Consider the following 24,510-nt stretch of genomic DNA (forward strand, 5'->3'; position numbering starts at 1 on the left):
GCATTGTGAGTTCAGTGGTTAATTGGATTGATGATCGTATTCCAATGACTCGCGTCTGGAATATGCATATTGCACAGTACCCTGCACCTAAGAATTTTAATTTTTGGTATCTATTTGGTTCTTTGGCCATCTTGGTGTTAGTTAATCAAATTGTGACGGGTATTTGGTTAACGATGAACTTTGTGCCCTCTGCTGAAGGTGCGTTTGCCTCGGTAGAGTATATCATGCGTGATGTTGAATATGGCTGGTTACTGCGGTATCTCCACTCCACAGGAGCATCGGCCTTTTTCGTTGTCGTGTATCTGCATATGTTCCGCGGAATGATTTATGGTTCCTACCAAAAGCCCAGAGAGCTACTGTGGCTATTTGGAATGCTTATCTTCCTTGCGTTGATGGCTGAAGCATTTATGGGTTACTTATTACCTTGGGGGCAAATGTCATTCTGGGGCGCACAGGTTATCATCTCATTGTTTGGTGCTATTCCTGTTATTGGTGAGGACTTAACGCTTTGGATCCGAGGTGATTATGTTATCTCTGGTGCAACGTTAAACCGATTTTTCGCGCTGCACGTGATTGCGCTTCCTTTAGTGTTGGTTATTCTCGTTTTCTTACACATTGTTGCCCTACACGAAGTGGGCTCAAATAACCCTGATGGGATTGAGATTAAACGTAAGAAAGGCTCCGTAGCAGAAGAAGATAAGCCTAAATTTAAATTCCATGAGTATTACACCAACAAGAAAGATGTGGTTGATGCAATCCCATTCCACCCGTATTACACGGTTAAAGATATTTTGGGAGTTGCTGGGTTTTTAATTTTGTTCTGTTGGGTTGTGTTCTTTATGCCCGAAATGAATGGTTTCTTCTTAGAAGCACCGAACTTTGAAGCTGCAAATCCACTTAAAACGCCAGAGCATATTTTCCCTGTGTGGTATTTTACGCCTTTCTATGCGATTTTACGTGCTATTCCTGATAAACTAGCTGGTGTAGTGGCGATGGGCGCATCGATTGTTGTGCTGGCACTGTTACCGTGGCTAGACAGAGGTAAAGTTCGCTCAATCCGTTATCGCAGTATTTGGCACAAATTGAACATTGCTCAGTTTGTTGTGACCTTCTTAATCTTGGGTTGGGCAGGTGCGACACCACAAACGGTGTTTTCGACGATTCTGTCTCAAATCTGTACTGTGACGTATTTCATGTTCTTCGTATTGCTATATGTATACTCCAAGAACGAAGTAACTAAGCCACTACCAACGAGGTTGACGAAATGATGAAAAAGCTATTGATCGGTTTATTCGCATTGTTGCCAACCTTAACAATGGCAGCAGGTCCAACAGTTCCTTTGATGGATGCTAACATTGACCTGAGGGATAATGCGTCTTTGCAACGTGGCGCCAAGTTGTTTATGAATTACTGCTTGGGCTGCCACCAGATGCAGTATCAGCGTTACGAGCGTACTTTTCGTGACATTGGTATACCTGTTGAAATAGGCAAAGAAACGTTAATTTTTGATGACTCTAAAGTGGGTTCGCACATTCTTAATGCTATGTCTGAAGAGGATGCTGCGAAGTGGTTTGGTGCTGCGCCACCTGACCTTACATTGATATCACGTGTTAAGTCACCTGATTATATCTACACCTACTTAAAGTCATTTTATAAAGATGAGTCTCGGCCTTTTGGCGTAAACAATGTTGTATTCCCACTGGTGGGGATGCCTCATGTTCTTCAGGAACTACAGGGGTTACCGACTCCGATCACTGAAGAAGTGGTTGAAAATGGTGAAACTGTAACCAAAATTGTGGGTGTCGAAACTGACGGCTCCGGTGAGATGAGTGACGACGAATATGACCAAGCAGCAAGAGATCTCACTAACTTTTTAGCGTATGTGGGTGAACCTTCGCGGTTAGAATCTGAGGCAATAGGTATCAAAGTGCTCGGATTCTTGGTAATCTTCTTCATCTTAGCTTTCTTATTGAAGAAAGAGTACTGGAGAGACGTTCATTAATTTGAACACTCAATGGTGATTATAGGCAATAGGGGCGTAGGCCCCTATTGCTGTTTAAAGTGATTTGATTACTTTGTGATTATTTTATGGAGGTAGGCATGGCCGTAGCTGCCAACAAGCGCCCAGTTATGACTCTTTTTTCTGGTGCAAACTGTATGTATAGCCATCAGGTACGTATCGTTTTAGCAGAAAAAGGTGTAAGTGTTGATATTCATCTGGCTGAAAAGGACAACTTGCCAGAAGCGCTGCACGAAATTAACCCATATGGTACTGTACCAACCCTAATCGACCGCGAATTAGGCTTGTATCAGGCAAATATCATTATGGAGTATTTGGATGAGCGTTTCCCGCATCCACCGTTAATGCCAGTATACCCAGTAATGCGTGGCCGTAGCCGCTTAATGATGCACCGCATTGAAAGCGACTGGTACAGCCTCGCAGACAGAATTATGACTGGAAATGATGCAGAGGGTGCTCGAAAAGAGCTTACTGAAGCATTGCTTGCTGTAGCGCCTATCTTTGGTGAAGCGCCTTACTTCATGAGTGAAGAGTTCAGCTTGGTTGATTGTTTCATGGCGCCTCTATTATGGCGTTTACCTCAACTTGGTATTGAGCTAAACGGCAGTGGTGCAAGCGAATTGAAAGATTACATGTTACGTTTATTTGAACGTGAATCTTTCCAAGCGTCATTGACTGATGTTGAGCGCGAGATTCGTAGCTAATGACATCTAACCGACCTTATTTACTTAGGGCGTTTTACGATTGGATTGTGGATAATCAATGCACGCCACATATTGTGGTCAATGCAAATTATCCGCAGGTCCAAGTACCAGTACAATTTGTTCAAGATGGGCAAATTGTACTGAATGTGAGTCCTAGTGCAGCTAATAACTTCACAATGGATAACGACGCATTAAGCTTTCACGCTCGCTTTTCAGGTCAACCAATGCAGGTATTTGTACCTGTTGGTGCTGTACTTGCTATTTATGCAAGGGAAAATGGCGAAGGTACAATCTTCTCTGAATCCAATATAGAAGAAGAGTATACTCAAGACATTGAAGAGTCTGAGGCTCAATCCACTGTTGAAGAAGAGACGTCACCGTCTCAGCAGCAAGAGCCGAGCTCAAGTGAAGATAAGCCCAAAAAGGGTGCTCACTTACGCGTAATCAAGTAATAAAAAACCTGCAAATGCAGGTTTTTCTTTTTTGGCTATTTTTTCTTAAAGGTATTCAAAGGCTTTAATTACCTTTTCAACACCATGAATGTTACGCGCAATATTAACGGCTTTATCAGCCTCGTCTTTGTCGACCATACCCATTAGAAATACTTCAGAGTTTTCGGTTATTACTTTGATATTACTGCCATTGACATTATCGTTGGCAAGTAACTGGGTTTTCACTTTTGATGTTAGCCAAGTATCGTGAGTTTGTGTCGAAAGACCAATATTGCTTCCAATCCGTATTTGATTGAGTAAACGCTTAACACCCATTACTTTATTGACTGCACTGGTCGCTTCTGAGCGCATTTCTGCATTGGCAACTTGGCCTGTAAGCAACACCGTGCCGTTGACACTGACAACATTAATGTTTGCGTGTTTAGCGAGGCGTGGAATCTGTTTCAACGCAAGTGTCGCTTTTATCTCTATGCTGTTATCGTCAATTTGAGAACCGATGGAGCGTCTATCATTTGCAGCAGAGACAGCACTGGCAGTGCCAGCTACTACAGCAACAGCACACCCTTGAAGAAATAAGATAGCTGAAAGTAACAAGATGGCTCTAAAGTACATACTAATCATCCTGAGGGAAAAGAATATTATCAATAAGCTGACTAAGGCAGTGTATTGTAAATAGGTGAGACTCAAGTATTCGACTCGCACGCTTACTTGGCATACGGATCTCAACGTCATTTGGGCCTAACAAACCGGTTAACTCTCCACCATCATTGCCTGTTAAGGCTATGACCTTTAGGTCTTTGGTTAGGGCTGACTCAACCGCACTTATAACCTCTTTCTCGTTGCCGTTGACCGCAATAGCAAATAGTAAGTCACCCTCTTGCGCCACAGCTCTAATTTGTCTTGCAAACAGCTCATGGTGCGTACCAGGTGCCTGACCACTTAAATTGACATTAGACTGGCTTAGCGTCAAAGCTGGCAAGCAAGGTCGTTCTGTTTCATAGAAGTTGATAAGTAAACTGGCAAAATGCTCAGCAAGCATATGACTGCTGGGCACACCGCAACAAATTAATTTATTTCCATTAATGAGTGTTTGCGATATGACATAGGCCGCAGCTTCTAATTGCTCTGCAACGGCTTCTCCGGCAGCGATTTGTGCCTGTATACTCTCGGTAAAGATGGCTTTGATAGATTCTTGCATATTAAAAAACGTTCTTTATCCATTGTATAGCGTGGGGACTACTCCCCTGTATTGCAACAAAGTCTACGCGTAGCGCGGGATTATGCAAGGCAAAATCTTGCGTATATTGATAAATACTACGCCTTAGACATTGTTGCTTTTTAACTGACAGTGCATTGATTGCACCACCATAAGTTGTTGCTTTACGGTATTTAACCTCTACAAATACCCATGTATTGAGATCTTTCATTATCAGATCAATTTCACCAAAACGGCATAAGTAATTGCGAGTTACAGGCTTAAGACCCTGTTTAACCAAATATTGTTCCGCAATTACTTCAAAGTGCTGTCCTTTTTCTCGCGTATTACTAAAAAATCCTTTTAACATCTGAGTGTCCTTGTCTATTGCACTACGCTTACATTAGTTTGTATTCTTACTCCGTATTTTGCATAAATAACGGCGTCGGTGGACGCTCATCTAGGCTAACTAGGCGAATTTTATTTTTATGATATTGCGCCCAAATAAGCTTTCTGTGAATTTGATTGGCTTCTTTAATACTTAGTGCACCAGTGAGCCCTTCAAACTCTTTGCCCGGTATGCGACTGAGCTGTTTGAGCTCAGGAATAAGATTGAGTGCATCGTACGCCATGGCAAATAAGCGCTGCTCAATATCGGCTTGCTCCGGCCATAGTCTTGAGTAAGTATCACGCAGATTGCGCTCGTTTACCGCATCTGGCAACATCCATGGCAATTCGGTGAAGTACAGGCCTTCAAGGTCGCCTTTGTCTGTTTTGTCGATTTGTTTACTATAACTTCGTGAACTTGCATAAAGTGGAATGCGCTCTGCGAATGTGCTGACATTCACGTCCAAATAGGGCTTGAGCAATCTCGTTTCGATTGCATCACCGAGGATATAAATTGCGTCTAAATCTCTCCTTGAGCGGGTCTCGCTTTCAACTTCACTTCTAAATAAATTGCGTACCTCTTTAATACGCGTCTTAGAACTATCCACTTCTAAAAGTTCAGTAATAACTTTGACCATGTCCTCAGTGTTAGAATAAAACCCAATCTCAGGAGTTGTTTCACTGAATGTTTGCCACTGTTGCTCAAAATGAGCTATTAATCGTTTTCCTGCTGGGGTATTTGGCGCCAGTAGCATAGGTTTTTGATAGCCTTTTGCTAAAAAGTGCACCATCGCTTGCTCTACCTCATGTTCAGGGTTGAGCGCAAAGTAGAAATGCTCAGAGTGCACTCGGTCAGCTTCTGATGCATCAACTTCGTTGAGGAAAATTGCGGGAGAACTTGTGATAAAGCCACTGCGCTTAACTTTGACAACATTAGACTTTAGCAATGGACCAATAATAAAATCGGCTTGAATTTCTTGAAGACTTCTTTCGATCAACTCTGCGCTATCCATTTCATCTATAAAATGGATTTCAGAGATCTTACTTCTATCCATTGCAGCGAGAAAACCATTTTTTAACGCAGCCCCCAATCGCTCACTGTTGCCAGATTGCGGCAGCAGGATTGCCAGCTTTGTGGCTTCATACGGGGCTAAATTGATATCTGACTTCACTTTGGTGGGAATAATAAAGCTGCCTGGGTGATTTTTATAACGTCTTTGCCAGTTATTCATAGCCTGGTGTAATTGAACCGTCGAGCCGAGATATACTTGGTGGTATTTGGCCAGCTTTACCCACCCTTGTTGGATTACAGAGCCGCGATCAAAGCGCTCTAGAGCGTATGAAGAGAGTTGTTGTAATGCTGCCCAAATTTCAGCATCTAGACCTGCAATAGCCAGTGTATTTTGTTGCGCGATATCTGCACTTTGAAAATAGTGAACGAGTGCTTTTTTAGGCAGCTTTTGTGACGCAAAAATGCTGCCCTTAAGATATTGATGCCAGGCCTTATGCTCTGAAAGCTTGAGCTTTTCATTAACGCTCTGCAATATTTCATGCGCACTTTCGTATTTACCTAACTCTTTGCGAGCAAGCGCCACGTATAGCTTATTTTGAACATGATCCACACTGGCTTTTGATTCTAGCTCAATACAGGCCTGTTCTAACACTTGCCAGTTTTGTTCTGTTATGGCGGCTTCGCGCGCGTTGTAAAGCAACTGAATACGAGTGGCGCCATCCTTTTCAAGTGCTCGAGCTAACAGTGCCACTGCGTCCATATCTTGCACAACTGGTGCTGTATTAACCTGAGTTTGCGTGCTGACAGTTTGTTGAGTGCTATTAGGGGTTGTGCCACAAGCAGATAACCCCGACAATATGGCCATAATTAGACTTATTTTTTTCAGTTGCACGCGTATACCTTCACTCATTGCTTTATATGTGAATATCTTACTGACTGATCTTGGAGAGCTCAATGACAAAAGCCGAAACCCTAAACAAAATTGGCACCCTTTACATCGTGGCGACGCCCATTGGTAATCTAGAAGACATCAGTGAACGGGCGCTGAAAACTTTGGCTGAAGTGGATTTAATTGCCGCAGAAGATACTCGCCATACAGGAAAGTTACTCAGTCACTTTAATATTAAAGCAAAAACCTTTGCGTTGCATGATCACAATGAAAAACAAAAAGCGCAGCAGATCTTAGATTGGCTCAATGAAGGCAAAGATATTGCCTTGGTGTCAGATGCTGGTACTCCCCTTATTAGCGATCCTGGATATGCAGTGGTGAACTTATGCCGTGAACTTGGTGCTCAAGTAACGCCAGTTCCGGGGGCTTGTGCTGCCATTGCTGCGGTTAGTTGTTCAGGGCTACCAACGGATAAATTTCAATTCTTAGGGTTTACACCGGCAAAAAGCCAAGCTCGGCAGCAGTTTTTCACCTCTGCACATGAGTCTGGAATAACCAGTATCATATATGAAAGTACGCACCGTATTATGGCCAGTTTGAACGATTTATCAGACGCTTTGGGTGCGCAGCAACAGGTCGTTTTCGCCAAAGAGCTGACAAAAACCTATGAGACGTTTTTTAGCGGCCCTGTCAGTGAGTTGATTACTTTCCTGACTGATGAACCTGAGCGTCAACGTGGTGAATTAGTACTTATGTTACCAGGTAAAGGCAAAGAAACAGCAGCTATCACACCTGAAGCTCAAAAGCTGATCTCGCTATTAGAAACAGAAATGCCATTGAAGAAGGCATGTGGTGTTGCTGCTGAGTACTTTGGGCTTAAAAAGAACGCGTTATACAAAGCCATTATTGCGCAAAGAGAAGAATAGCCAAAAAATCCGCTGTGTTTTAGATCAGAAATAGGTATAATGCGCCGCGAGTTGGCCGGATAATCGCTGCTTGTGACGAAAATGATCAAGGGGAGGAAAGTCCGGGCTCCACAGGGCAGGGTGCCAGCTAACGGCTGGGGGGTGTAAGCCCACGACAAGTGCAGCAGAGAGAAGACCGCCAACTTCGGTTGGTAAGGGTGAAAGGGTGCGGTAAGAGCGCACCGGGCCACTGGTAACAGTTGGTCGCAAGGTAAACTCCACCCGGAGCAAGACCAAATAGGGTTCCTTATGGTGTGGCCCACATCGGAACCGGGTAGGTTGCTTGAGCCTAAGAGCGATTTTAGGCCTAGACGAATGATTATCACCTCGTAAGAGGGACAGAACCCGGCTTATAGGCCAACTCACATATTTTTGTAACCGCTCAGTCAAAGTCTGAGCGGTTACAGCAATTCAATCACAAATCAATTTATCTATACTCACCAAATATCCGTCAATACACTGTTATTTAGACTTTCTTCTGTAAACTAAAAATGCGCACTAAATCTGTCTATTACAGGTCATTAAACGAAATTTAATCCATTTAAATACAATAATGTAAGAATAAAAATGTAATCACCATGAAATGTTCCTGAAATAAAAAAGTCATTTTCAGTACGTAGACTTGCGGCTGCTCACAATTGATTACGTTTTAGGAACATTCGCATGAAAATGAAATTTGTTGCGCTCGCAGTGTCTGCGGCCTTGCTCTCCGGTTGTAACGATGATGATACAAAAACAGTAGAGGTCATCAAAGAAGTTGAAGTAGTTAAAGAAGTGGTAAAAGAAGTACCACCTACACCTGTTACTTCAGTTAAAAATGTGATTTTAATGATTGGTGACGGCATGGGCCCTCAGCAAGTTGGTTTACTTGAGGAATACGCACAGCGTGCGCCAAACTCGGTTTACAAAGACAAAAATAACCAAACTGCGCTGTCGAAATTTGCCAATGCAGGGCATTTGGGGCTATCACTGAATGCTCCTCATGGTCCATCTGGTAGCTTAGTAACTGACTCAGCGTGTTCTGCAACGCAGCTGGCAACAGGCATTTCTGCTGGCTCAGAGATGATTGGTCTAGACACTCAGGGCAATAAAGTTGCAACTATCCTAGAAAAAGCCAAAGCGATGGGCAAAGCCACAGGTTTGGTTTCGGATACTCGTATTACACATGCGACACCTGCGGCATTTGCTTCACACCAACCACACCGTTCTTATGAAGATAAAATAGCAGCAGAATTAATCTCTTCTGGCAATGTAGATGTCATGCTATCAGGTGGCGCACGTGTTTTCTTGCCTCAAGACGTTGCAACAAATGAGGCTGTACAAAAGCAGCTTGAAGAACTTGGTATGCCAAGTGGTGTTTATAAAAAGTCTAAACGCAAAGACAGCGACAACCTCGTTGTTCAAGCACAAGATCAGTATGGCTATGCATTGGCATTCGATAAAACCCAGTTAATGAATGTTGAAGGTGACAAGTTACTAGGTTTATTCGCAAATTCGGGCATGGACGATGGTATTGCTTACAGAAAGTGCCAGCAAGAAAACAGCTGTACACAGCCTTCCCTTAAGGAAATGACCGTTAAAGCGTTAGATATCCTTGCTAAAGATGAGGATGGCTTCTTCTTGATGATTGAGGGTGGTCAAATTGATTGGGCTGGTCATGCAAACGATGCCGGCTGGATGTTAAACGAGTTGCTTAAATTTGATGAAGCCGTTGAAGCAGTTCACGAATGGGTTAAAGATCGCAACGATACTTTGGTTGTTGTGACAGCTGACCATGAGACTGGCAGCTTTGGCTTTAGTTACTCAGATCATAACACGCCAGAAGCAGTTGCATTGCCGGGTGATGGTATGGGGGATTCACTATACAAACCAAAGTTCAATTTTGGAGCGTTAAGCCTACTTGATACGCTATACAACCAAGAGGGTACGTTCTATGACATCATGGGTGACGTTGACGGAGACTATAATTTCGCAAACAGCAGTGCTGAGCAATGGCAAACCGCGATTACCAAGCATACACCTTACACTGTCACGCTTGAGCAAGCTGCTACAATTCATGAGTCTCACGAAATCAATGATGATGGACATCCTTTGCCACACTTTGAAGACTTTTCTGACTTCTACGTATACGGCACAGAAGACTTTACCGGTAAAATTGCACGTGTCGTAGCGACGCAGCAAAACGTAGTGTGGGGAACGGGTACTCATACAGCTGCGCCTGTCCCTGTATACGCGTTTGGTCCAGAAGGTGTAACAAAGCAATTTTCTACGCTACAGCACCATGTTGACATTGCGAATAAGATGATGGCGGCATTGGGTGTAGACGAATAAATAGAAGCTGTTCAATCCAAACAATCAAAGCCATTCAGATGAATGGCTTTTTCATTTTAAGCCTGTTTATTTCGTGTATTTAAATGATCGATAAACATCTCAACAGGCAGAGGTTTGCTGTAAAAATAACCCTGTCCAAAGTCACACCCAGCCTGTTTGAGTAACTCGTGTTGTGTCGCTGTCTCGATGCCTTCAGCAATAACTTTCAAGCCCAGTTGATGTGCCATTAAAATCATTGTTTCGCAAAGTACTAGGTCTTCTTCATTGTGTTCAATGCCATCGACAAAGCGTTTGTCAATTTTGATAAATTCGGTATCCATTTGCTTTAAGTATGCTAATGATGAATAACCTGTTCCAAAGTCATCTAGCGCGATGGCAAAGCCTTGTTGAATGAGCTTTGTAAGCCTTTTTTGGCTGCGCCCTTCTCCTTGCATCATAAGCCCTTCTGTGATTTCCAGTACGAGCATATCGGGCGTTAGCTGGTGCTTAGCGAGTTGACCTTGCCAAGCCAGTAATGTGGTATGTTTCGCGCTAAATTGCACAGGAGATACATTGATACTCAATTGCAGTTTATTTTTAAAATGCTGGGTTTGCTTGAGTACATCGACCGCTTGAGTGAATGCAATTTCTCCGAGTTGGTGGATCAATTGGGTCTCTTCGGCCAACGGTATAAACTCAGCAGGGCTGACGATGCCTTTTGTTGGGTGCTGCCAACGGATCAGTGCTTCTGCTTTGGTGATCTCCATAGTTTGCATTGTCACAATGGGCTGGAAGTACATGACAAATTGATTTGCACATAGCGCTTGGCGCATATCTTTGAGTAATAATATACGTTGTTCTGCTTGTTCTCGTAAATCAGAGCTAAACAGTGCGAACCCGTTTCGACCAAGTTGCTTGGCTTTGTACATGGCTTGATCTGCCGCTTTTAACAATTGCTCTGTGTTTTTACCATCATGGGGAGCTAATGCCACGCCAATACTAGCTGCCACATAGCAAGTTTCATCTGCAAGCGTAAACGGCGCTTTAATTACGGATAGAACTTTCTCTGCCAGTTCGATCGCTTGAGTTTGATCTGTACAGTGATCATAAACGAGTACAAACTCATCACCACCAATCCGGGTCAGGCGAGCAACGGATTCTGTGGCCTTCTTTAACCTTTGTGCAATTTGCGCAAGTAAAAGGTCGCCGTAATAGTGGCCTAAAGTGTCATTGATATCCTTGAAATGATCTATGTCCAAGAGCAGCACAGCAAAGTTATGATTTGTTAGCCCAAATAATGTATTGAGCTGTTTTTTCAAACTTGTCCTATTTGGTAAATCCGTCAGTTCATCAAAATGGCTTTGACGCCACAATTGTTCATCTTTGCGCTTCTTATCGGTAATATCTGCAAAAATACCCACTCGGCGATAGGCTTCACCATGCTCATCGTATACTGTATCGATAGTGAGCCACTCAGTGTATAGCTCGCCATTTTTACGCTTATTAATGATCTCGCCCTGCCATTTACCAGTAGACAGCAAAGAGCGCCAAAGTTGTTCGTAAAAACTTGGGTCGTATTTACCAGAACTCAATATTGAGGTGGTTTTACCAATCACTTCATGTTGTGCATAGCCAGTTACTTTAGTGAAAGCAGGGTTAGTGTCTAGGATATAACCCTGTGCATCAGTGATCACCATGCATTCACTACTATTATTGTATGTCAATGCAGCGAGGTTAAGTGCTTCTTCTTGTTGCTTTTTCTTACTTATATCTCGCATGATCAAAATGGCTTCATCGATTTGAGCAATTTTGTGAATGCGGATCTCATATACCTTGCTTTGATTCTTTTCCTTTACAGCATATTCAAATACGGTGGTTGGTTTCTCTTGAAGCAAAACTAACGCCGCCTTAATTCGAATATTGATATGTGTTGGAAAGATATCGTTTAAAGTGCGTCTGCCTGTGACACGGAGACCATGTTGGTCCAAAATATTTGCCTGTTTGTCCAAGCGTAAAAAGTCATCCGGCAAAGCATTGATTAAGGTATTTAACTCAGCATGCTTGCGATTTAATTCTTGCTCAGTATCGATTCGAATGCCAGCCATGGTTTCAAAGTGAGCTGCTAAATCCGCCAATTCTTTGGGCATGTTCTTTTGATCTAATTTGAGTGCTTTACCGTGTGCAAGTGCGCCAATGGCTTCGCTAAAATCATGAAGCGGAAGCAGCAATGTGCTTCTAAGTTGTTGGCGCCCAAGCCATATCAAAAAGCATACTGCCATTAAGAATGCGAGCAGTATCAATCCAAATTGTCTATTTACTTCATGTAAAGCGTCATCAAACGGAAAGTCAAAGTAAATACTAAGCTCTGACTGAGGTTGATGTAGTGGCAGGCGCAAGTAAACATGATGGTGGTTACTCTCATCTTCCAAGATAGTTGCTCGCGGAGACAGGTTAGCAGGCCAATCCTCACTTACTGCACGGCCTAGTGATTTGTCTGAATAGGGGAATTCTGCAACTATTTGTGCGAAGTGATCTGCGATCATGACTCGAGTACCGACTGGCAGCGGTAAATGAGATAAAGATTCACTCCAATTTGTAAGCTGACGCACAGCAAAGATGATCATTTGGAGTTGTTCATCTTGATAGACAGGCTGCGCAAAGTTGAGTGTTGCTGAGTGTATGCTGCGGTCTTGTTGATACTCTCCGATACTGAAATCACGTGTTCTTATAGCCTGTAAGAAATATGCGCGATCTGCGATGCTAATCGGATCTTTGAGCGGGTGAAGCGAGCAAAACACACGACCATTTGGTGTAGCTAACCCAAAGTTTGCGAACTCTTGATTGAGTAATTTTGCGTGTTGGAGCAATTGCGGGCATGGTTGTTTTGAGGTTGTTAGCAATGCTTTGTTTGCTGCAAGGTGGCCAAGCAATTGCTGTGTGTCTGCAATTTCTACACGCTGCTGAGTCGCAATCTGATTGGCATAAAATATCGCATCCTGCTCTTTGATGTGCAAAATGTCTGCGCGTTGTGCAAATAATAACGCCAGTATCAGTGTGAAACCCGGTAAAGACAGTAACAGCATCAACCTAGAAAAGCGTTGTTTTATTGTCGAATAAAGAATAATTAAGTCTCAATTTGTAAATACATGTACATCATAACCGCGTGTTCACGAATCACCAAACTTCGCGTTAATTTGCATAATTGATAGTTTGATACTTGGGACTTTTTACCAAAATCTGATTAGATTTTATTCTTTATTTTTTGTTCATTTAATTTCACACAAACGCAAATTTTTTATTTATAGGTTGTGACTTTTTAAGTCTTCCCATTTTTTCCCACACATTTCAAAAACTTCTTTGAAGCCCTCATTTTTTCTGGATTTAAGGAGGTGTTAACCCCCTTATCTAGCTTGACAAAAAGGCTTGTCAAGCCCTAGACTTGTCAACTGTGGTAGAATGTGGGTGAAAGTGGATCAAATTGGATCAAAATGTACATTTCTCACTCGTTGAGGTGGTTTAGGTATGTTCCGCGGTGCAAACCTAATTAGCTTGGACGACAAAGGGCGCTTTTCGATACCAATGAAGTATCGCCAATCACTGCTGTCTGAAGATATGGGCACTGTGATATGTACCATTGCGATCAATGAACCCTGCCTGTGGGTATATCCGCTCTCTGAGTGGCAAGATATCGAGGCACGTTTACACAAGTTGTCGAACACAAATCCACGTGTTAGGCGATGGCAACGTATGTTATTAGGACATGCGACAGAGTACCAATTGGACAAAAATGGTCGCATTTTGCTGGCCCCTTCTTTGCGCAATTACGCCAACCTTGGGAAAAAGCTCATGTTGGTTGGTCTTTTAAATAAGTTTGAGATCTGGGATGAAGCTCGTTGGAACGAACAGATGCGTCTCGATACAGAAATTGAGCGCAGCGGTGACGTAGAAGAGAGTTCAGATCTTGATGGTTTTTCTTTATAGAGTACAGGTGTAGCTCACAATTATGAGTTCAGAATTAGAACATATCTCAGTGTTAATGGATGAAACACTCGATGCACTAGAGATAAAGCCGGATGGCATTTATATCGATGGCACTTTTGGTCGAGGTGGTCACTCAGGACAAATTCTGAAGCGCTTGGGTGATCAAGGTCGTTTGCAGGCTATTGATCAAGATCCGCAGGCTATCCAAGCTGCACAAAAATTTGCGCAAGACGACAGATTTTCAATCGCTCACAATCGATTCTCCAATATTGCGACTGTAGCAGAAGCAGCTGGATTGACTGGTCAAGTTGACGGTATCTTACTGGATATTGGAGTTTCTTCACCCCAGCTTGATGATGCCGATCGCGGATTCAGCTTTATGAAAGATGGCCCTTTGGATATGCGTATGAACCCTCAAGCAGGTCGCAGCGCAGCGCAGTGGTTAGCTGAGGCTGAATTAGAAGACATGGTTCATGTTATTAAAAAGTATGGTGAAGAAAAGTTTGCTAGACGAATTGCCCATAAAATCATTGAAACGCGTGTAGAGACTGAGATCACTACGACCAAACAGCTTGCAGATCTTATTGACGAAGCAGTGCCTGTAAAGGATAAACATAAACATCCTGCTACTAGAACGTTTCAAGCTATTCGAATTTATATCAACAGCGAGTTAGAAGAAATTCAAACAGCTTTATCTGCAGCAATTAAAGTACTGAAACCAGGCGGTCGATTAGTGGTAATTTCATTCCACTCTCTAGAAGACCGCATTGTAAAGCAATTTATTAAAAAGCAAAGCAAAGGCGAAGCAGTACCTCGTGGTCTTCCACTTACCGACGAACAGTTAAATAAAAACCTGACACTGAGAGCGATAGGCAAAGCAATCAAGCCAAGCAAAGCAGAGATTGATGCCAATCCTCGATCACGTAGTTCGGTTTTACGCATAGCTGAGAAGCTTTAAATGGCTAAATCAACGCAACGTCAACCTCAGCTATTTTTAGAAATTTGCCAAGTAATCTTGGCGAACAAGCTGACGTTTTTGTTGCTTGTAAGTGTGTTTATATCAGCATTGGTGGTCGTGCAGGTAACGCATTCAACTCGTCAACAGCTGATACTGCAAGATAAGTTACTGCAACAAAGAGATGAATTAGATCTTGAATGGCGTTACTTGCTCGTTGAAGAGGAGTTTTACTCTCAGCATGCGAGAATAGAAGAAATTGCTAAAGCGCAGCTGAAGATGCAGCGACCTACGAGCAAAGAAGAGCAGGTGATAGAGTTACCATGAAGACAAAAAGCAAGCCCTCACAAAACCTCATAGCTTGGCGCTTTATTTTAGTGTGCGTTTTGTTGGTGTCGGTATTTGTGGCTTTAATAGCCAGAGCTGCTTATTTGCAAGTTATTGAGCCGGACAAAGCACGAGCAGAAAATGCCAAACGTACGGTTCGAATGGAAAAGCTGCATGTTCAGCGAGGGATGATTTTTGATAGAAATGGCAAAGAGTTAGCAGTTAGCGTACCAGTAGTAAGTGTTTATGCTGATCCATTGGCATTAGACAAAGCGCTTAAGTCTCGAGTGTTGCGACTGGCAAGAAAAAGCGGTGAGGATCACGTTGCATTGGCTGACAATGAAGTGTTGCTTGCTGAACGAAAGCAGGCACTTTATAAAGAACAAGCTCGTTGGCGGGAGCTTTCTGATGTGCTTCAGCTACCTTCTGAGCAGGTCAATAAAAAGCTACGTGGAAACGCAAAAAGGCGATTTGTCTATTTAAAACGTCAGGTTACTCCTGCAGTAGCAAAATATATTAAACAAATGCGTCTACCCGGTATTCACCTTTTGGATGAATCGAAAAGGTTTTATCCAAGTGGTGAAATTGCAGCCCATATATTAGGAGTCACCAATATCGATGGGATCGGTATTGAGGGGATTGAAAAGCGCTTTGATAAGGCACTGACAGGAACCGAAGGGCTTAGAACAATTCGTAAAGATGCGCAGGGCCGCGAAGTTCAAGTTTTATCTGAAGAAGAACGCGTAGCCCCAGAAGATATTCACCTTAGTATCGATTTGAGAATTCAAACAATCGCTTATCGAGCGCTGAAGTCGGCAGTATTGACCTATCAAGCAACATCCGGCTCAGCAATGGTTGTGGACGTGCATACAGGTGAAATATTGGCAATGGTAAATAGTCCAAGTTTCAACCCCAATGACATGAGCAATGCTGCGCCATATAAACGCAGAAATCGCGCGATTACCGATTTATTTGAACCTGGGTCGACGTTAAAGCCACTAGCGATACTCGCTGGTCTCGACCATGGTGTTATCAAGCCAGAAGATACAATCAATACTTTTCCAGGATGGATGAGACTTGGAGGAAGCCTTGTCAAAGATACGCGAAATCATGGCGAAATGAAGCTCAGAGATATTTTGAAGGTTTCGAGTAATATGGGTGTAGCCAAAATCAGTCAATTGCTACCAAAAGATTACTTTGTTGGCGTGTATCAAAAGGTTGGTTTTGGTGAAGACACCGGCACTCTCATGATTGGTGAGAGTTCAGGATTGTTTTACCCAAATAGACGCTGGTCCGATTTTGAGATTGCGACATTATCATATGGATATGCGGTTTCTGTGAGCACTGCACAGGTTGCGCGCCTTTATGCCACTTTGGGAGCAGGTGGAATTTCTAGACCTTTGACAATATTAAAACAAGAGGCGCCTCAGCCAGGTGAAAGATTGTTCAAAGAGCAAGATGTGAAAGCTGTAGTATCCATGATGGAGTCAATATTTGAAAAAGGTGGCACGTCCTCAAATATAAAAGTAGATGGTTATCGAGCTGCTGGTAAGACGGGAACATCGAAAAAAGCAATAGCTGGTGGCTATGGTGATGAGTATGTGGGTTATTTTGCAGGGGTTGCACCCGCTAGCGATCCTCGACTTGCAGTTGTCGTCATGGTGAATGAACCAGGCGGGGACGTATATTATGGTGGTGATACCGCTGGGCCGGTATTTGCAGAAATAGTTTCAAATGCGCTGAGAATGTTAAATGTTGCTCCGGACAAAGAGCGGGTTGCCTATATATCGGAGTCTAAGAATGATGCGTGATCTGGCCGACGTACTTGCAAAGTTTGGCATTAAAGTCGCTACTCCCCAAGTGCAAGCACTGCGCTTAGATAGCCGCGAAGTATGTGAAGGCGATTGTTTTATCGCGATCAGTGGACATCAGCTTGATGGAAATAAATTTATAGCATCCGCTATTGAGAATGGTGCGGTGTGCATTCTTGCAGACAGTGAGGCTGACATCGGTAGTTTTGCTGTAGAAGTAATTAAAGTACCATTGTTGAAAAGTAAATTAGCCGAGATTGCGGCTGAATTTTATGAGCAACCGAGCCAACGAATGGCTGTAGTTGGAGTCACAGGTACAAATGGGAAGTCGACCACAACGGCGATGATCGCTAATCTGGCAACATTATGTGGCAATGCTAGTGCCGTGATTGGTACGTTGGGTTATGGCAATCCGACTGCTTTGACACCGTTGAACAATACCACGCCTTCAGCTGTTGACTTACAACGTATTTTTTCTGAATTACAAGGGCAGTATCGACAGGTAGCAATGGAAGTATCTTCTCACGGTATTGTTCAAGGTCGTACCGAGTTGGTGAACTTTGATGTTGCGGTGTTTACCAATTTGAGTCGAGACCATCTTGACTATCACGGTGATATGCAGAGTTATGCGGGTGCAAAGAAGCGTTTGTTTACAGAGAGCTCAGCAAAACACAAAATACTAAACATCGACGATGACTACGCACAGCAATGGTTAAATGAATTCGAGTTAGCTGAATGTGTCTTGTTTGGTAAGTTGCCTCATAATATCCAATGCGAACAGTTTGTGTTTTTCGATCAAGTTGAATTTCACAAAAATGGTATTTCTTTCGAATTGAAAACCTCTTGGGGAGACGTATCAGTTTCAACTCCGTTGTTTGGCCTTTTTAACCTTTACAACCTGTCTGCCGCTTTCGCTAGCTTATTAGTACAAGGATATAGCTTAGAACACTTGCGAGACGCAGCCACGCAGTTAGCGCCTGTTGACGGCCGAATGCAAGCGTTTATGTACTCAGATAAACCTACTTGTATTGTTGATTATGCTCATACGCCAGAAGCTTTAGAGCTTGCACTGCAAGCATTACAAATGCATGTCCCCGGCAGAGTTATTTGTGTATTTGGCTGCGGGGGAGATCGTGATAAAGGCAAACGTCCTCTCATGGGCAAAGCCGCAGAAGCATTTTCCGATAAGATTGTTATTACAAGTGATAACCCTCGAAGTGAAGAACCATTAACAATTATTAATGATATTAAGGCTGGGCTCAGTAATCCTGAGTATGCTGTTGTGCAACCTGATAGAGCTTTAGCCATTAAAGCCGCCATTGAAGATGCGGATGCAAATAGTGTCGTACTGATTGCTGGCAAAGGACATGAAGACTATCAAATTATCGGAAATCAGAAATTAAGCTTTTGTGATAGAAGCTTAGTTAAAGCAATTTTAGAGGGGGAAAGTGCATGATCAAGATGGATTTTTCTTGGCTTGCAGAAGTACTTGAGGCCCCTTTTAGTGGGCAAAACTTGTCTGTATCCAATATAAATACAGATACAAGAACAATAACCAATGATGAAGTTTTTTTAGCGTTACAAGGTGCTAATTTTGATGGCCATAAGTTTGTGGCTGAGGCAAAAGAAAAAGGCGCAATTGCTGCCATTGTGTCTCGTCCTGTAGACGTCGATATTACACAGTTTATCGTCACTGATACCCGTATTGCGCTTGGCAAGTTAGGCCAGAGCGTGATGCAACAAGTTGCGCCAAAAACTGTTGCGATTACGGGAAGTGTTGGCAAAACCACCGTGAAGGAAATGTCTGCGGCTATCCTTTCAAGGCGTGGCAAAGTGCTGGCAACTAAAGGCAATTTTAATAACGACATAGGTGTGCCATTGACGTTACTACGATTGTCTGAAGACGATGAATATGCGGTTATTGAACTAGGTGCAAACCACATAGGTGAAATAGCGTATACCAGTGGCTTGACGAAACCCGATGTGGCTGTGGTGTGTAATGTGGCTCCCTCTCATTTGGAAGGGTTTGGCTCAATTGAAGGTATTGGTCAGGCCAAAGGAGAAATATTTGGTGGTCTAAAACCAGATGGTGTTGCGATCATCAATCACGACAGCGATTTTGCTGATATGTGGGAGGATAACCTTTCTACTCAGTCAATTAAGCGTTTTTCAATGCAGCAGCAACATGATGTTTGGGCAGAAGAGATAAGCTTGGACGATGCTGGAAGAGCTGCATTTAAGTTGTGCACCAAAACTGCCTCTATTTCTGTAAAGCTAGCCCTGCCAGGTAAGCATAATGTAATGAATGCGGTGATTGCTGCTTCTGTGACAATGCCTCTTGGCGCTTCGCTCGAAGACATTGCCACAGCATTGCAGGATATGGACGCTGTTAAAGGGCGGGTGAATGTCATTGATGTGTCGCAAGACTTACGAGTTGTTGATGATACTTACAATGCCAATGTACGTTCAGTGAAAGCTGCAATTGAGCTACTCAAAGAGATGCCTGGTAGGAGGATCCTGGCACTTGGCGATATGGCGGAGCTTGGCGAAGATGCTAGAGCTTACCACCAAGAAGTCGGTGAATATGCGCGCCACTTAGGTATTGATGCGCTGTTTTCTTTGGGTGTGTTAAGCCGCTATGCCAGTGAGGTTTTTGAGAAACCTAATCGTCATTTTTCGACACGTGAACACATGCTCGAAGCGCTCTTTGAGTTTATTCGTAATGAATCACAAAAGTGTACAGTATTAGTGAAAGGATCCCGAAGTGCACGAATGGAGCTATTGGTTTCAGATCTAATAGCTGCCCACAAAAATTCTGTAGATGGGGACCTATAATGTTAGTTTGGTTAGCCGAGTATTTAACGCAATACTACAGTGGTTTCAATATCTTCTCGTACTTGACTGTACGAGCTATTTTGGGGATTTTAACAGCATTACTGATCTCTCTGTATTTTGGACCTAAGTTAATCCGTGCGCTACAGCGTATGCAAATAGGGCAAACCGTAAGAGATGATGGACCAGAATCCCACTTATCAAAATCTGGTACGCCTACCATGGGTGGACTACTAATTTTAGCTGCAATTTTTACCAGCTCTTTAATGTGGGGAGACTTAAGCAATAAATATGTGTGGGTAACCTTATTTGTTATTGGCTCGCTTGGTGTTGTTGGATTTGTTGATGATTACCGAAAGGTGATCAGGAAAGATAGTAAGGGATTGATTGCTAGATGGAAGTACTTTTGGCAGTCAGTAATTGCTATCTCAGTGGCGGCCTTTTTGTATTACACCGCGAATTCAGAGGCTGAAACTTCGCTGGTGGTACCGTTTTTCAAAGATGTTTTACCTCAGCTTGGATTGTTCTACTTAGTGATGAGTTATTTTGTCATCGTGGGCACTTCAAATGCAGTGAATTTAACTGACGGCCTAGATGGCTTGGCGATAGTACCTACAATTTTGGTTGCTGCCGCTCTTGCGATTATTGCGTACTTAACGGGTAATGTGAATTTCTCAAATTACCTCCACATTCCTCATATACCATTGGCCAGTGAACTGGTTGTGGTATGTACAGCTATCGTTGGTGCTGGTCTAGGGTTCTTGTGGTTCAATACATATCCTGCACAAGTTTTTATGGGGGATGTGGGCTCGTTAGCATTAGGTGGTGCACTCGGTATTATTGCAATTCTTGTTAGACAAGAGCTTGTGCTGGTGATTATGGGAGGTGTATTCGTTATGGAAGCGCTGTCAGTTATTCTACAAGTTGGCTCTTATAAATTACGTGGCCAACGAATATTCAGAATGGCACCTATTCATCATCACTATGAGTTAAAAGGGTGGCCTGAGCCGCGTGTAATTGTACGATTTTGGATTATATCTTTTATTTTAGTACTTGCCGGTTTGGCGACTCTTAAGATTAGATAAATGAACTATTTAGATAAGCTCAAGCAGCAACATATTACGATCCTAGGCCTGGGTGTAACCGGGCTTGGGATTGTGCGTTTTATGGTACAGCATGGTATTACACCAAAGGTGGTCGATACGCGTGCAGTGCCACCTGGTGCTGATTGGCTCGCCCATAATGTGCCTGAATGCGAAGCAGTATTTGGACCGCTTGCTGAAGCTGCTTTAACCAGAACTGACCTAATTGTCATCAGCCCAGGGATCCCGCTGTACGATAGATATGTGGCTCAAGCGATTGCTGACGGTACAGAGGTCATTGGTGATGTAGAACTATTTGCTCGCCTGAATGACAAGCCTGTTGTTGCCGTAACTGGCTCTAATGGCAAATCTACCGTAGTGAGTTTGGCTACCGAGGTGTGTAAAGCAGCTGGCCTTAAAGTTGGTTTAGGTGGAAATATTGGCACCTCGGTGCTTGATTTGTTGGATCAAGAGCTTGATCTTATCATTCTGGAGCTGTCTAGTTTCCAGTTGGAAACAACCCAAAGTTTACAGTGCATCAGCGCAATGATCCTTAATATTACTGAAGATCATATGGACAGGTATCCTGACTTTGATGCTTATTGCGCGGCTAAAAGACGTATTCACCAACAGACCGATTTACTGGTCTACAACCGTGATGACGAGCAAACTTATCAGAAACACAAGAATGTTGTGAGTGTAGGTTTAAGCAACGCTGATTACTGTATTGAAACCTCCTCAGGTCAGGAGTTCTTCAGTGTACTAGGAGAAGCTTTTTTACCTGCAAATTGCTTATCTATTCCAGGTAAACACAACCAGTTTAACGCCCTGTCAGTAATGGCGATACTGCGTCCTTTTGATATTGACAAACAAGCATTTGAAAAGGGGTTTGGTCAGTTTAATGGGCTGGCTCACCGCTGCCAACTGGTTGCTGAAATTAGTGGCATAAGATACTTCAATGATTCAAAGGCAACCAATGTAGGCGCAACGGTTACGGCCTTGGAAAGCTTATCTGATGAGTGTGAGAAAATTATTTTAATATTAGGTGGGGATGCAAAAGGCGCAGATACTGCACCACTAAATGCACCACTTAGGATGCATTGTCGGGCAGTTTTATGCTTCGGGAAAGATGCTGATTTATTCACTCCTTTGCATGACAACAGCATGAAGGTAGCGACGTTACAGGAAGCTGTATCTGAGGCAAGTAAGCAAGCCAAAGCGGGTGATATTGTGTTACTGGCACCTGCGTGTGCGAGTATTGATATGTACCCTAATTACATGGTTAGGGGTGAAGAGTTTTCTAAATTGGTAGGGGAACTCTAATGATAGCTACGCTTAATTTAAAAGGTGTATTCCAATCTAAAAGTTCCGACTCTCTATTCGATTTGCCTTTGCTGTACGCAATGCTGTGCATAATTGGAGTCGGTTTTGTGATGGTAACAAGTGCTTCAATGCCTGTTGCTGAGCGCCTCTATGATAACCCTTATCATATTATTGTCAGGCATGGCATGTTTTTGTTTATGGCAATGTTTTTGTTTTGGTTAAGTACCTCAGTCTCAATGATGTGGTGGAAGCGTTTTAATCCTTATTTGTTACTTTTTGGTATGGTTATGCTGGTTGTTGTACTGGTGATTGGCCGAGAAGTTAACGGTGCTAAACGCTGGATCCCCGTAGGCCCGGTTGGTATACAGGCTGCGGAGGTGGCAAAACTATTTTTTATCAGCTATATCGCAGGCTATTTAGTTCGTAAGCGTGAGGAAGTGCAAGAGAATATTAAAGGATTTGCAAAACCCATTGTGGTCTTTGCTGTGTACGCTTTTCTAATATTGATGCAGCCCGACTTGGGTACTGTTGTGGTGATTTTTGTCACAACGGTTGGGTTGTTATTTCTTGCTGGCGCGAAACTTTGGCAGTTTTTTGCATTGATGCTGACCGGTGTGTTTTTAGTCATCATGCTAATTATTTTCGAACCATATCGTATGGCGAGGGTCGTGGGTTTTCTAGAACCTTGGAAAGATCCATTTGGTAAAAGTTATCAATTAGTCCAGTCACTGATGGCCTATGGCCAAGGTGGTTGGTTTGGTCAAGGGCTGGGTAATAGTGTACAAAAATTGCAATACCTACCCGAAGCACACAATGACTTTATTTTTTCTGTGATTGCAGAAGAGCTTGGCTTAATAGGTGTAATATGTGTGCTGTTAATGCTAGGTACTTTAGTGTTTAGGGCATTGGTAATAGGCCAGCAGGCCTTGAAATCCAACAAAGAGTATGAAGGTTATCTAGCGCTTGGTATTGGTATTTGGTTTGCGTTTCAAACTTTGGTGAATGTGGGCGCCAGTGCAGGTATGTTACCAACTAAAGGGCTTACTTTACCCTTTGTATCTTATGGTGGTTCCAGTTTACTGGTTATGACGATAGCAGCCGGGTTGCTGCAAAGAATAGATTTCGAAACAAAAATGTCGACCAGGCAAGCAACATCAAGAGGCAGTAAACGATGACAAAGAAAATACTGGTTGCGGCTGGTGGTACGGGCGGTCATATTTTCCCAGGGATCGCTGTAGCCCAGCAATTAAAAGATGCTGGTTGGGAAGTTTCTTGGGTTGGCACTGCCGATAGAATGGAAGCGCAGGTAGTACCCAAACATGGCTTTGACATTGATTTTATTACGGTAAAAGGCCTCAGAGGCAACGGGCTAAAAAGATTGTTTCAAGCTCCGATGATGATTTTGAAAGCTGTATTTGCAGCCAAAAAAATTTTATCCAAGCATAAACCTGACGTTGTTTTAACGATGGGTGGGTATGTAACTGGGCCAGTTGGTGTTGCAGCCAAATTGTCAGGAGTGCCACTCGTAATTCATGAACAAAATGCAGTAGCTGGCATGAGCAATAAATTGTTGGCAAAGCTAGCTAACCGTGTTTTGTGTGCGTTTAAAGGGGCATTTCCGGAAACCAAGTGTGATGTGGTGGGGAATCCTATTCGTAACTCTGTGACTCAAATTAGGCCCAAGCCTATCGAGCAAAGTGTGAATTGTCTTGTTGTCGGCGGTTCTTTGGGGGCAAAAGTACTCAATGAGAATTTGCCGAGTATTTTTGATACGTTGCGAGAGCTTGGCCATAGAGAATTATCTATTTGGCACCAAAGTGGGAAAGGAAATGCGCAATCTGTCGCGACAGCTTACCGTGATTGTCAGTTCGCATATAAAGTTGATGAATTTATCGAAAATATGGACCAAGCCTATGAATGGGCTGATATTATAATTTGTCGTGCTGGAGCACTTACAGTGAGTGAAGTTGCGGCTGCGGGAAAAATGGCCGTATTTGTGCCTTTGCCTCACGCGGTTGATGATCATCAAACGTTAAACGCAACTGTTTTGGTCGATGAGGGGGCTGCGCTAATCATGCCCCAATCGAAATTAAATAAACAAAATATGGTGACGTTGTTAGAGCCCTATTTATGTGACCCAACACTTATTGAAGCAAAGTCGCAAAAAGCAAAATTATGTGCTCAATTGTCAGCGACGAGCACTGTAGTTGAAATAATTAAAGAACTTACGAGTCAAAGAGAAAATTGTGAAAGAAAATAAGTATC

General features: G+C 43.1%; 21 protein-coding genes and 1 other RNA gene. 17 read left to right on the forward strand and 5 right to left on the reverse strand.

Going from position 1 to position 24,510, the window contains the following annotated elements:
• Positions 1–44 precede the first annotated feature (44 nt).
• The 4 genes from N475_RS13965 to N475_RS13980 all read left to right on the forward strand — a co-directional run bounded on the left by N475_RS13965 (position 45) and on the right by N475_RS13980 (position 3,176).
• Positions 45–1,268: a cytochrome b gene (locus N475_RS13965; protein WP_063355638.1), complete on the forward strand. Its 1,224-nt coding sequence runs from the start codon at positions 45–47 to the stop codon at positions 1,266–1,268.
• On the forward strand, positions 1,265–2,002 hold the full coding sequence (locus N475_RS13970) for a cytochrome c1 (protein ID WP_063355540.1): 738 nt from the start codon (positions 1,265–1,267) through the stop codon (positions 2,000–2,002). The genes N475_RS13965 and N475_RS13970 overlap by 4 nt, the downstream gene beginning before the upstream one ends.
• A 98-nt stretch (positions 2,003–2,100) precedes the next feature.
• Complete coding sequence (sspA, locus tag N475_RS13975; RefSeq protein WP_063355539.1) at positions 2,101–2,724, forward strand: stringent starvation protein SspA; 624 nt, start codon at positions 2,101–2,103, stop codon at positions 2,722–2,724.
• The gene (locus N475_RS13980; RefSeq protein ID WP_063365451.1) at positions 2,724–3,176 is read left to right on the forward strand and encodes a ClpXP protease specificity-enhancing factor; all 453 of its coding nucleotides are present in this window, start codon (positions 2,724–2,726) and stop codon (positions 3,174–3,176) included. The genes sspA and N475_RS13980 overlap by 1 nt, the downstream gene beginning before the upstream one ends.
• 45 nt (positions 3,177–3,221) lie before the next feature.
• Here the strand turns inward: N475_RS13980 and dolP are convergent, their stop codons facing one another.
• The 4 genes from dolP to N475_RS14000 are packed head-to-tail and all read right to left on the reverse strand — an operon-like array spanning position 3,222 to position 6,662.
• Positions 3,222–3,788 carry a division/outer membrane stress-associated lipid-binding lipoprotein gene (gene dolP, locus N475_RS13985; RefSeq protein ID WP_063355537.1) on the reverse strand — a complete coding sequence of 189 codons (567 nt, stop codon included), beginning with the start codon at positions 3,786–3,788 and terminating at the stop codon, positions 3,222–3,224.
• Between the two features lies 1 nt (position 3,789).
• Positions 3,790–4,374, reverse strand: a complete 585-nt coding sequence (locus N475_RS13990; protein WP_063355536.1) for an SIS domain-containing protein — start codon at positions 4,372–4,374, stop codon at positions 3,790–3,792.
• A 1-nt stretch (position 4,375) separates the two neighbouring features.
• Positions 4,376–4,741, reverse strand: coding sequence for a YraN family protein (locus N475_RS13995; protein WP_063355535.1), 366 nt, complete (start codon positions 4,739–4,741; stop codon positions 4,376–4,378).
• A 46-nt stretch (positions 4,742–4,787) separates the two neighbouring features.
• Positions 4,788–6,662 carry a penicillin-binding protein activator gene (locus N475_RS14000; protein WP_063355637.1) on the reverse strand — a complete coding sequence of 625 codons (1,875 nt, stop codon included), beginning with the start codon at positions 6,660–6,662 and terminating at the stop codon, positions 4,788–4,790.
• A gap of 62 nt (positions 6,663–6,724) precedes the next feature.
• Between N475_RS14000 and rsmI the strand changes: the two genes are divergently transcribed.
• From rsmI to N475_RS14015, 3 genes are all read left to right on the forward strand, one after another.
• Positions 6,725–7,585 carry a 16S rRNA (cytidine(1402)-2'-O)-methyltransferase gene (gene rsmI, locus N475_RS14005; protein ID WP_063355534.1) on the forward strand — a complete coding sequence of 287 codons (861 nt, stop codon included), beginning with the start codon at positions 6,725–6,727 and terminating at the stop codon, positions 7,583–7,585.
• 47 nt (positions 7,586–7,632) lie between these two features.
• Positions 7,633–7,993: RNase P RNA component class A (gene rnpB / locus N475_RS14010), an RNA gene on the forward strand.
• A 294-nt stretch (positions 7,994–8,287) separates the two neighbouring features.
• A complete protein-coding gene (locus N475_RS14015) occupies positions 8,288–9,955 on the forward strand; it encodes an alkaline phosphatase (RefSeq protein ID WP_063355533.1) in 1,668 nt (555 codons plus the stop codon).
• A gap of 56 nt (positions 9,956–10,011) precedes the next feature.
• Here the strand turns inward: N475_RS14015 and N475_RS14020 are convergent, their stop codons facing one another.
• Entirely contained in the window at positions 10,012–13,017 is a 3,006-nt protein-coding gene (locus N475_RS14020) for a bifunctional diguanylate cyclase/phosphodiesterase (RefSeq protein WP_063355532.1), read from the reverse strand.
• Between the two features lie 439 nt (positions 13,018–13,456).
• On the opposite strand from N475_RS14020, the gene mraZ reads away from it, so the two are divergent.
• Genes mraZ through murG form a run of 10 tightly spaced genes read left to right on the forward strand, consistent with a single transcriptional unit; the run spans position 13,457 to position 24,505 of the window.
• Entirely contained in the window at positions 13,457–13,915 is a 459-nt protein-coding gene (gene mraZ / locus N475_RS14025) for a division/cell wall cluster transcriptional repressor MraZ (protein ID WP_063355531.1), read from the forward strand.
• Positions 13,916–13,937: 22 nt separating this feature from the next.
• Positions 13,938–14,873, forward strand: a complete 936-nt coding sequence (rsmH, locus tag N475_RS14030; RefSeq protein WP_063355530.1) for a 16S rRNA (cytosine(1402)-N(4))-methyltransferase RsmH — start codon at positions 13,938–13,940, stop codon at positions 14,871–14,873.
• A complete protein-coding gene (ftsL, locus tag N475_RS14035; protein WP_063355529.1) occupies positions 14,874–15,197 on the forward strand; it encodes a cell division protein FtsL in 324 nt (107 codons plus the stop codon).
• Positions 15,194–17,008, forward strand: coding sequence for a peptidoglycan D,D-transpeptidase FtsI family protein (locus tag N475_RS14040; RefSeq protein WP_063355528.1), 1,815 nt, complete (start codon positions 15,194–15,196; stop codon positions 17,006–17,008). The genes ftsL and N475_RS14040 overlap by 4 nt, the downstream gene beginning before the upstream one ends.
• Positions 17,001–18,464 carry a UDP-N-acetylmuramoyl-L-alanyl-D-glutamate--2,6-diaminopimelate ligase gene (murE, locus tag N475_RS14045; protein WP_063355636.1) on the forward strand — a complete coding sequence of 488 codons (1,464 nt, stop codon included), beginning with the start codon at positions 17,001–17,003 and terminating at the stop codon, positions 18,462–18,464. Before N475_RS14040 ends, murE begins: the two co-directional genes overlap by 8 nt.
• Complete coding sequence (locus N475_RS14050; protein WP_063355527.1) at positions 18,461–19,843, forward strand: UDP-N-acetylmuramoyl-tripeptide--D-alanyl-D-alanine ligase; 1,383 nt, start codon at positions 18,461–18,463, stop codon at positions 19,841–19,843. The genes murE and N475_RS14050 overlap by 4 nt, the downstream gene beginning before the upstream one ends.
• On the forward strand, positions 19,843–20,925 hold the full coding sequence (mraY, locus tag N475_RS14055; RefSeq protein ID WP_063365452.1) for a phospho-N-acetylmuramoyl-pentapeptide-transferase: 1,083 nt from the start codon (positions 19,843–19,845) through the stop codon (positions 20,923–20,925). The genes N475_RS14050 and mraY overlap by 1 nt, the downstream gene beginning before the upstream one ends.
• Positions 20,926–22,245 (forward strand): UDP-N-acetylmuramoyl-L-alanine--D-glutamate ligase, encoded by a 1,320-nt coding sequence (gene murD / locus N475_RS14060; protein ID WP_063365453.1) that lies wholly within the window; start codon positions 20,926–20,928, stop codon positions 22,243–22,245.
• On the forward strand, positions 22,245–23,420 hold the full coding sequence (ftsW, locus tag N475_RS14065) for a cell division protein FtsW (RefSeq protein WP_063355524.1): 1,176 nt from the start codon (positions 22,245–22,247) through the stop codon (positions 23,418–23,420). The genes murD and ftsW overlap by 1 nt, the downstream gene beginning before the upstream one ends.
• Positions 23,417–24,505, forward strand: coding sequence for an undecaprenyldiphospho-muramoylpentapeptide beta-N-acetylglucosaminyltransferase (murG, locus tag N475_RS14070; RefSeq protein WP_063355523.1), 1,089 nt, complete (start codon positions 23,417–23,419; stop codon positions 24,503–24,505). Before ftsW ends, murG begins: the two co-directional genes overlap by 4 nt.
• Positions 24,506–24,510: the final 5 nt, after the last annotated feature.

The sequence above is a fragment of the Pseudoalteromonas luteoviolacea DSM 6061 genome (genome assembly GCF_001625655.1).
GTDB lineage: Bacteria > Pseudomonadota > Gammaproteobacteria > Enterobacterales > Alteromonadaceae > Pseudoalteromonas > Pseudoalteromonas luteoviolacea.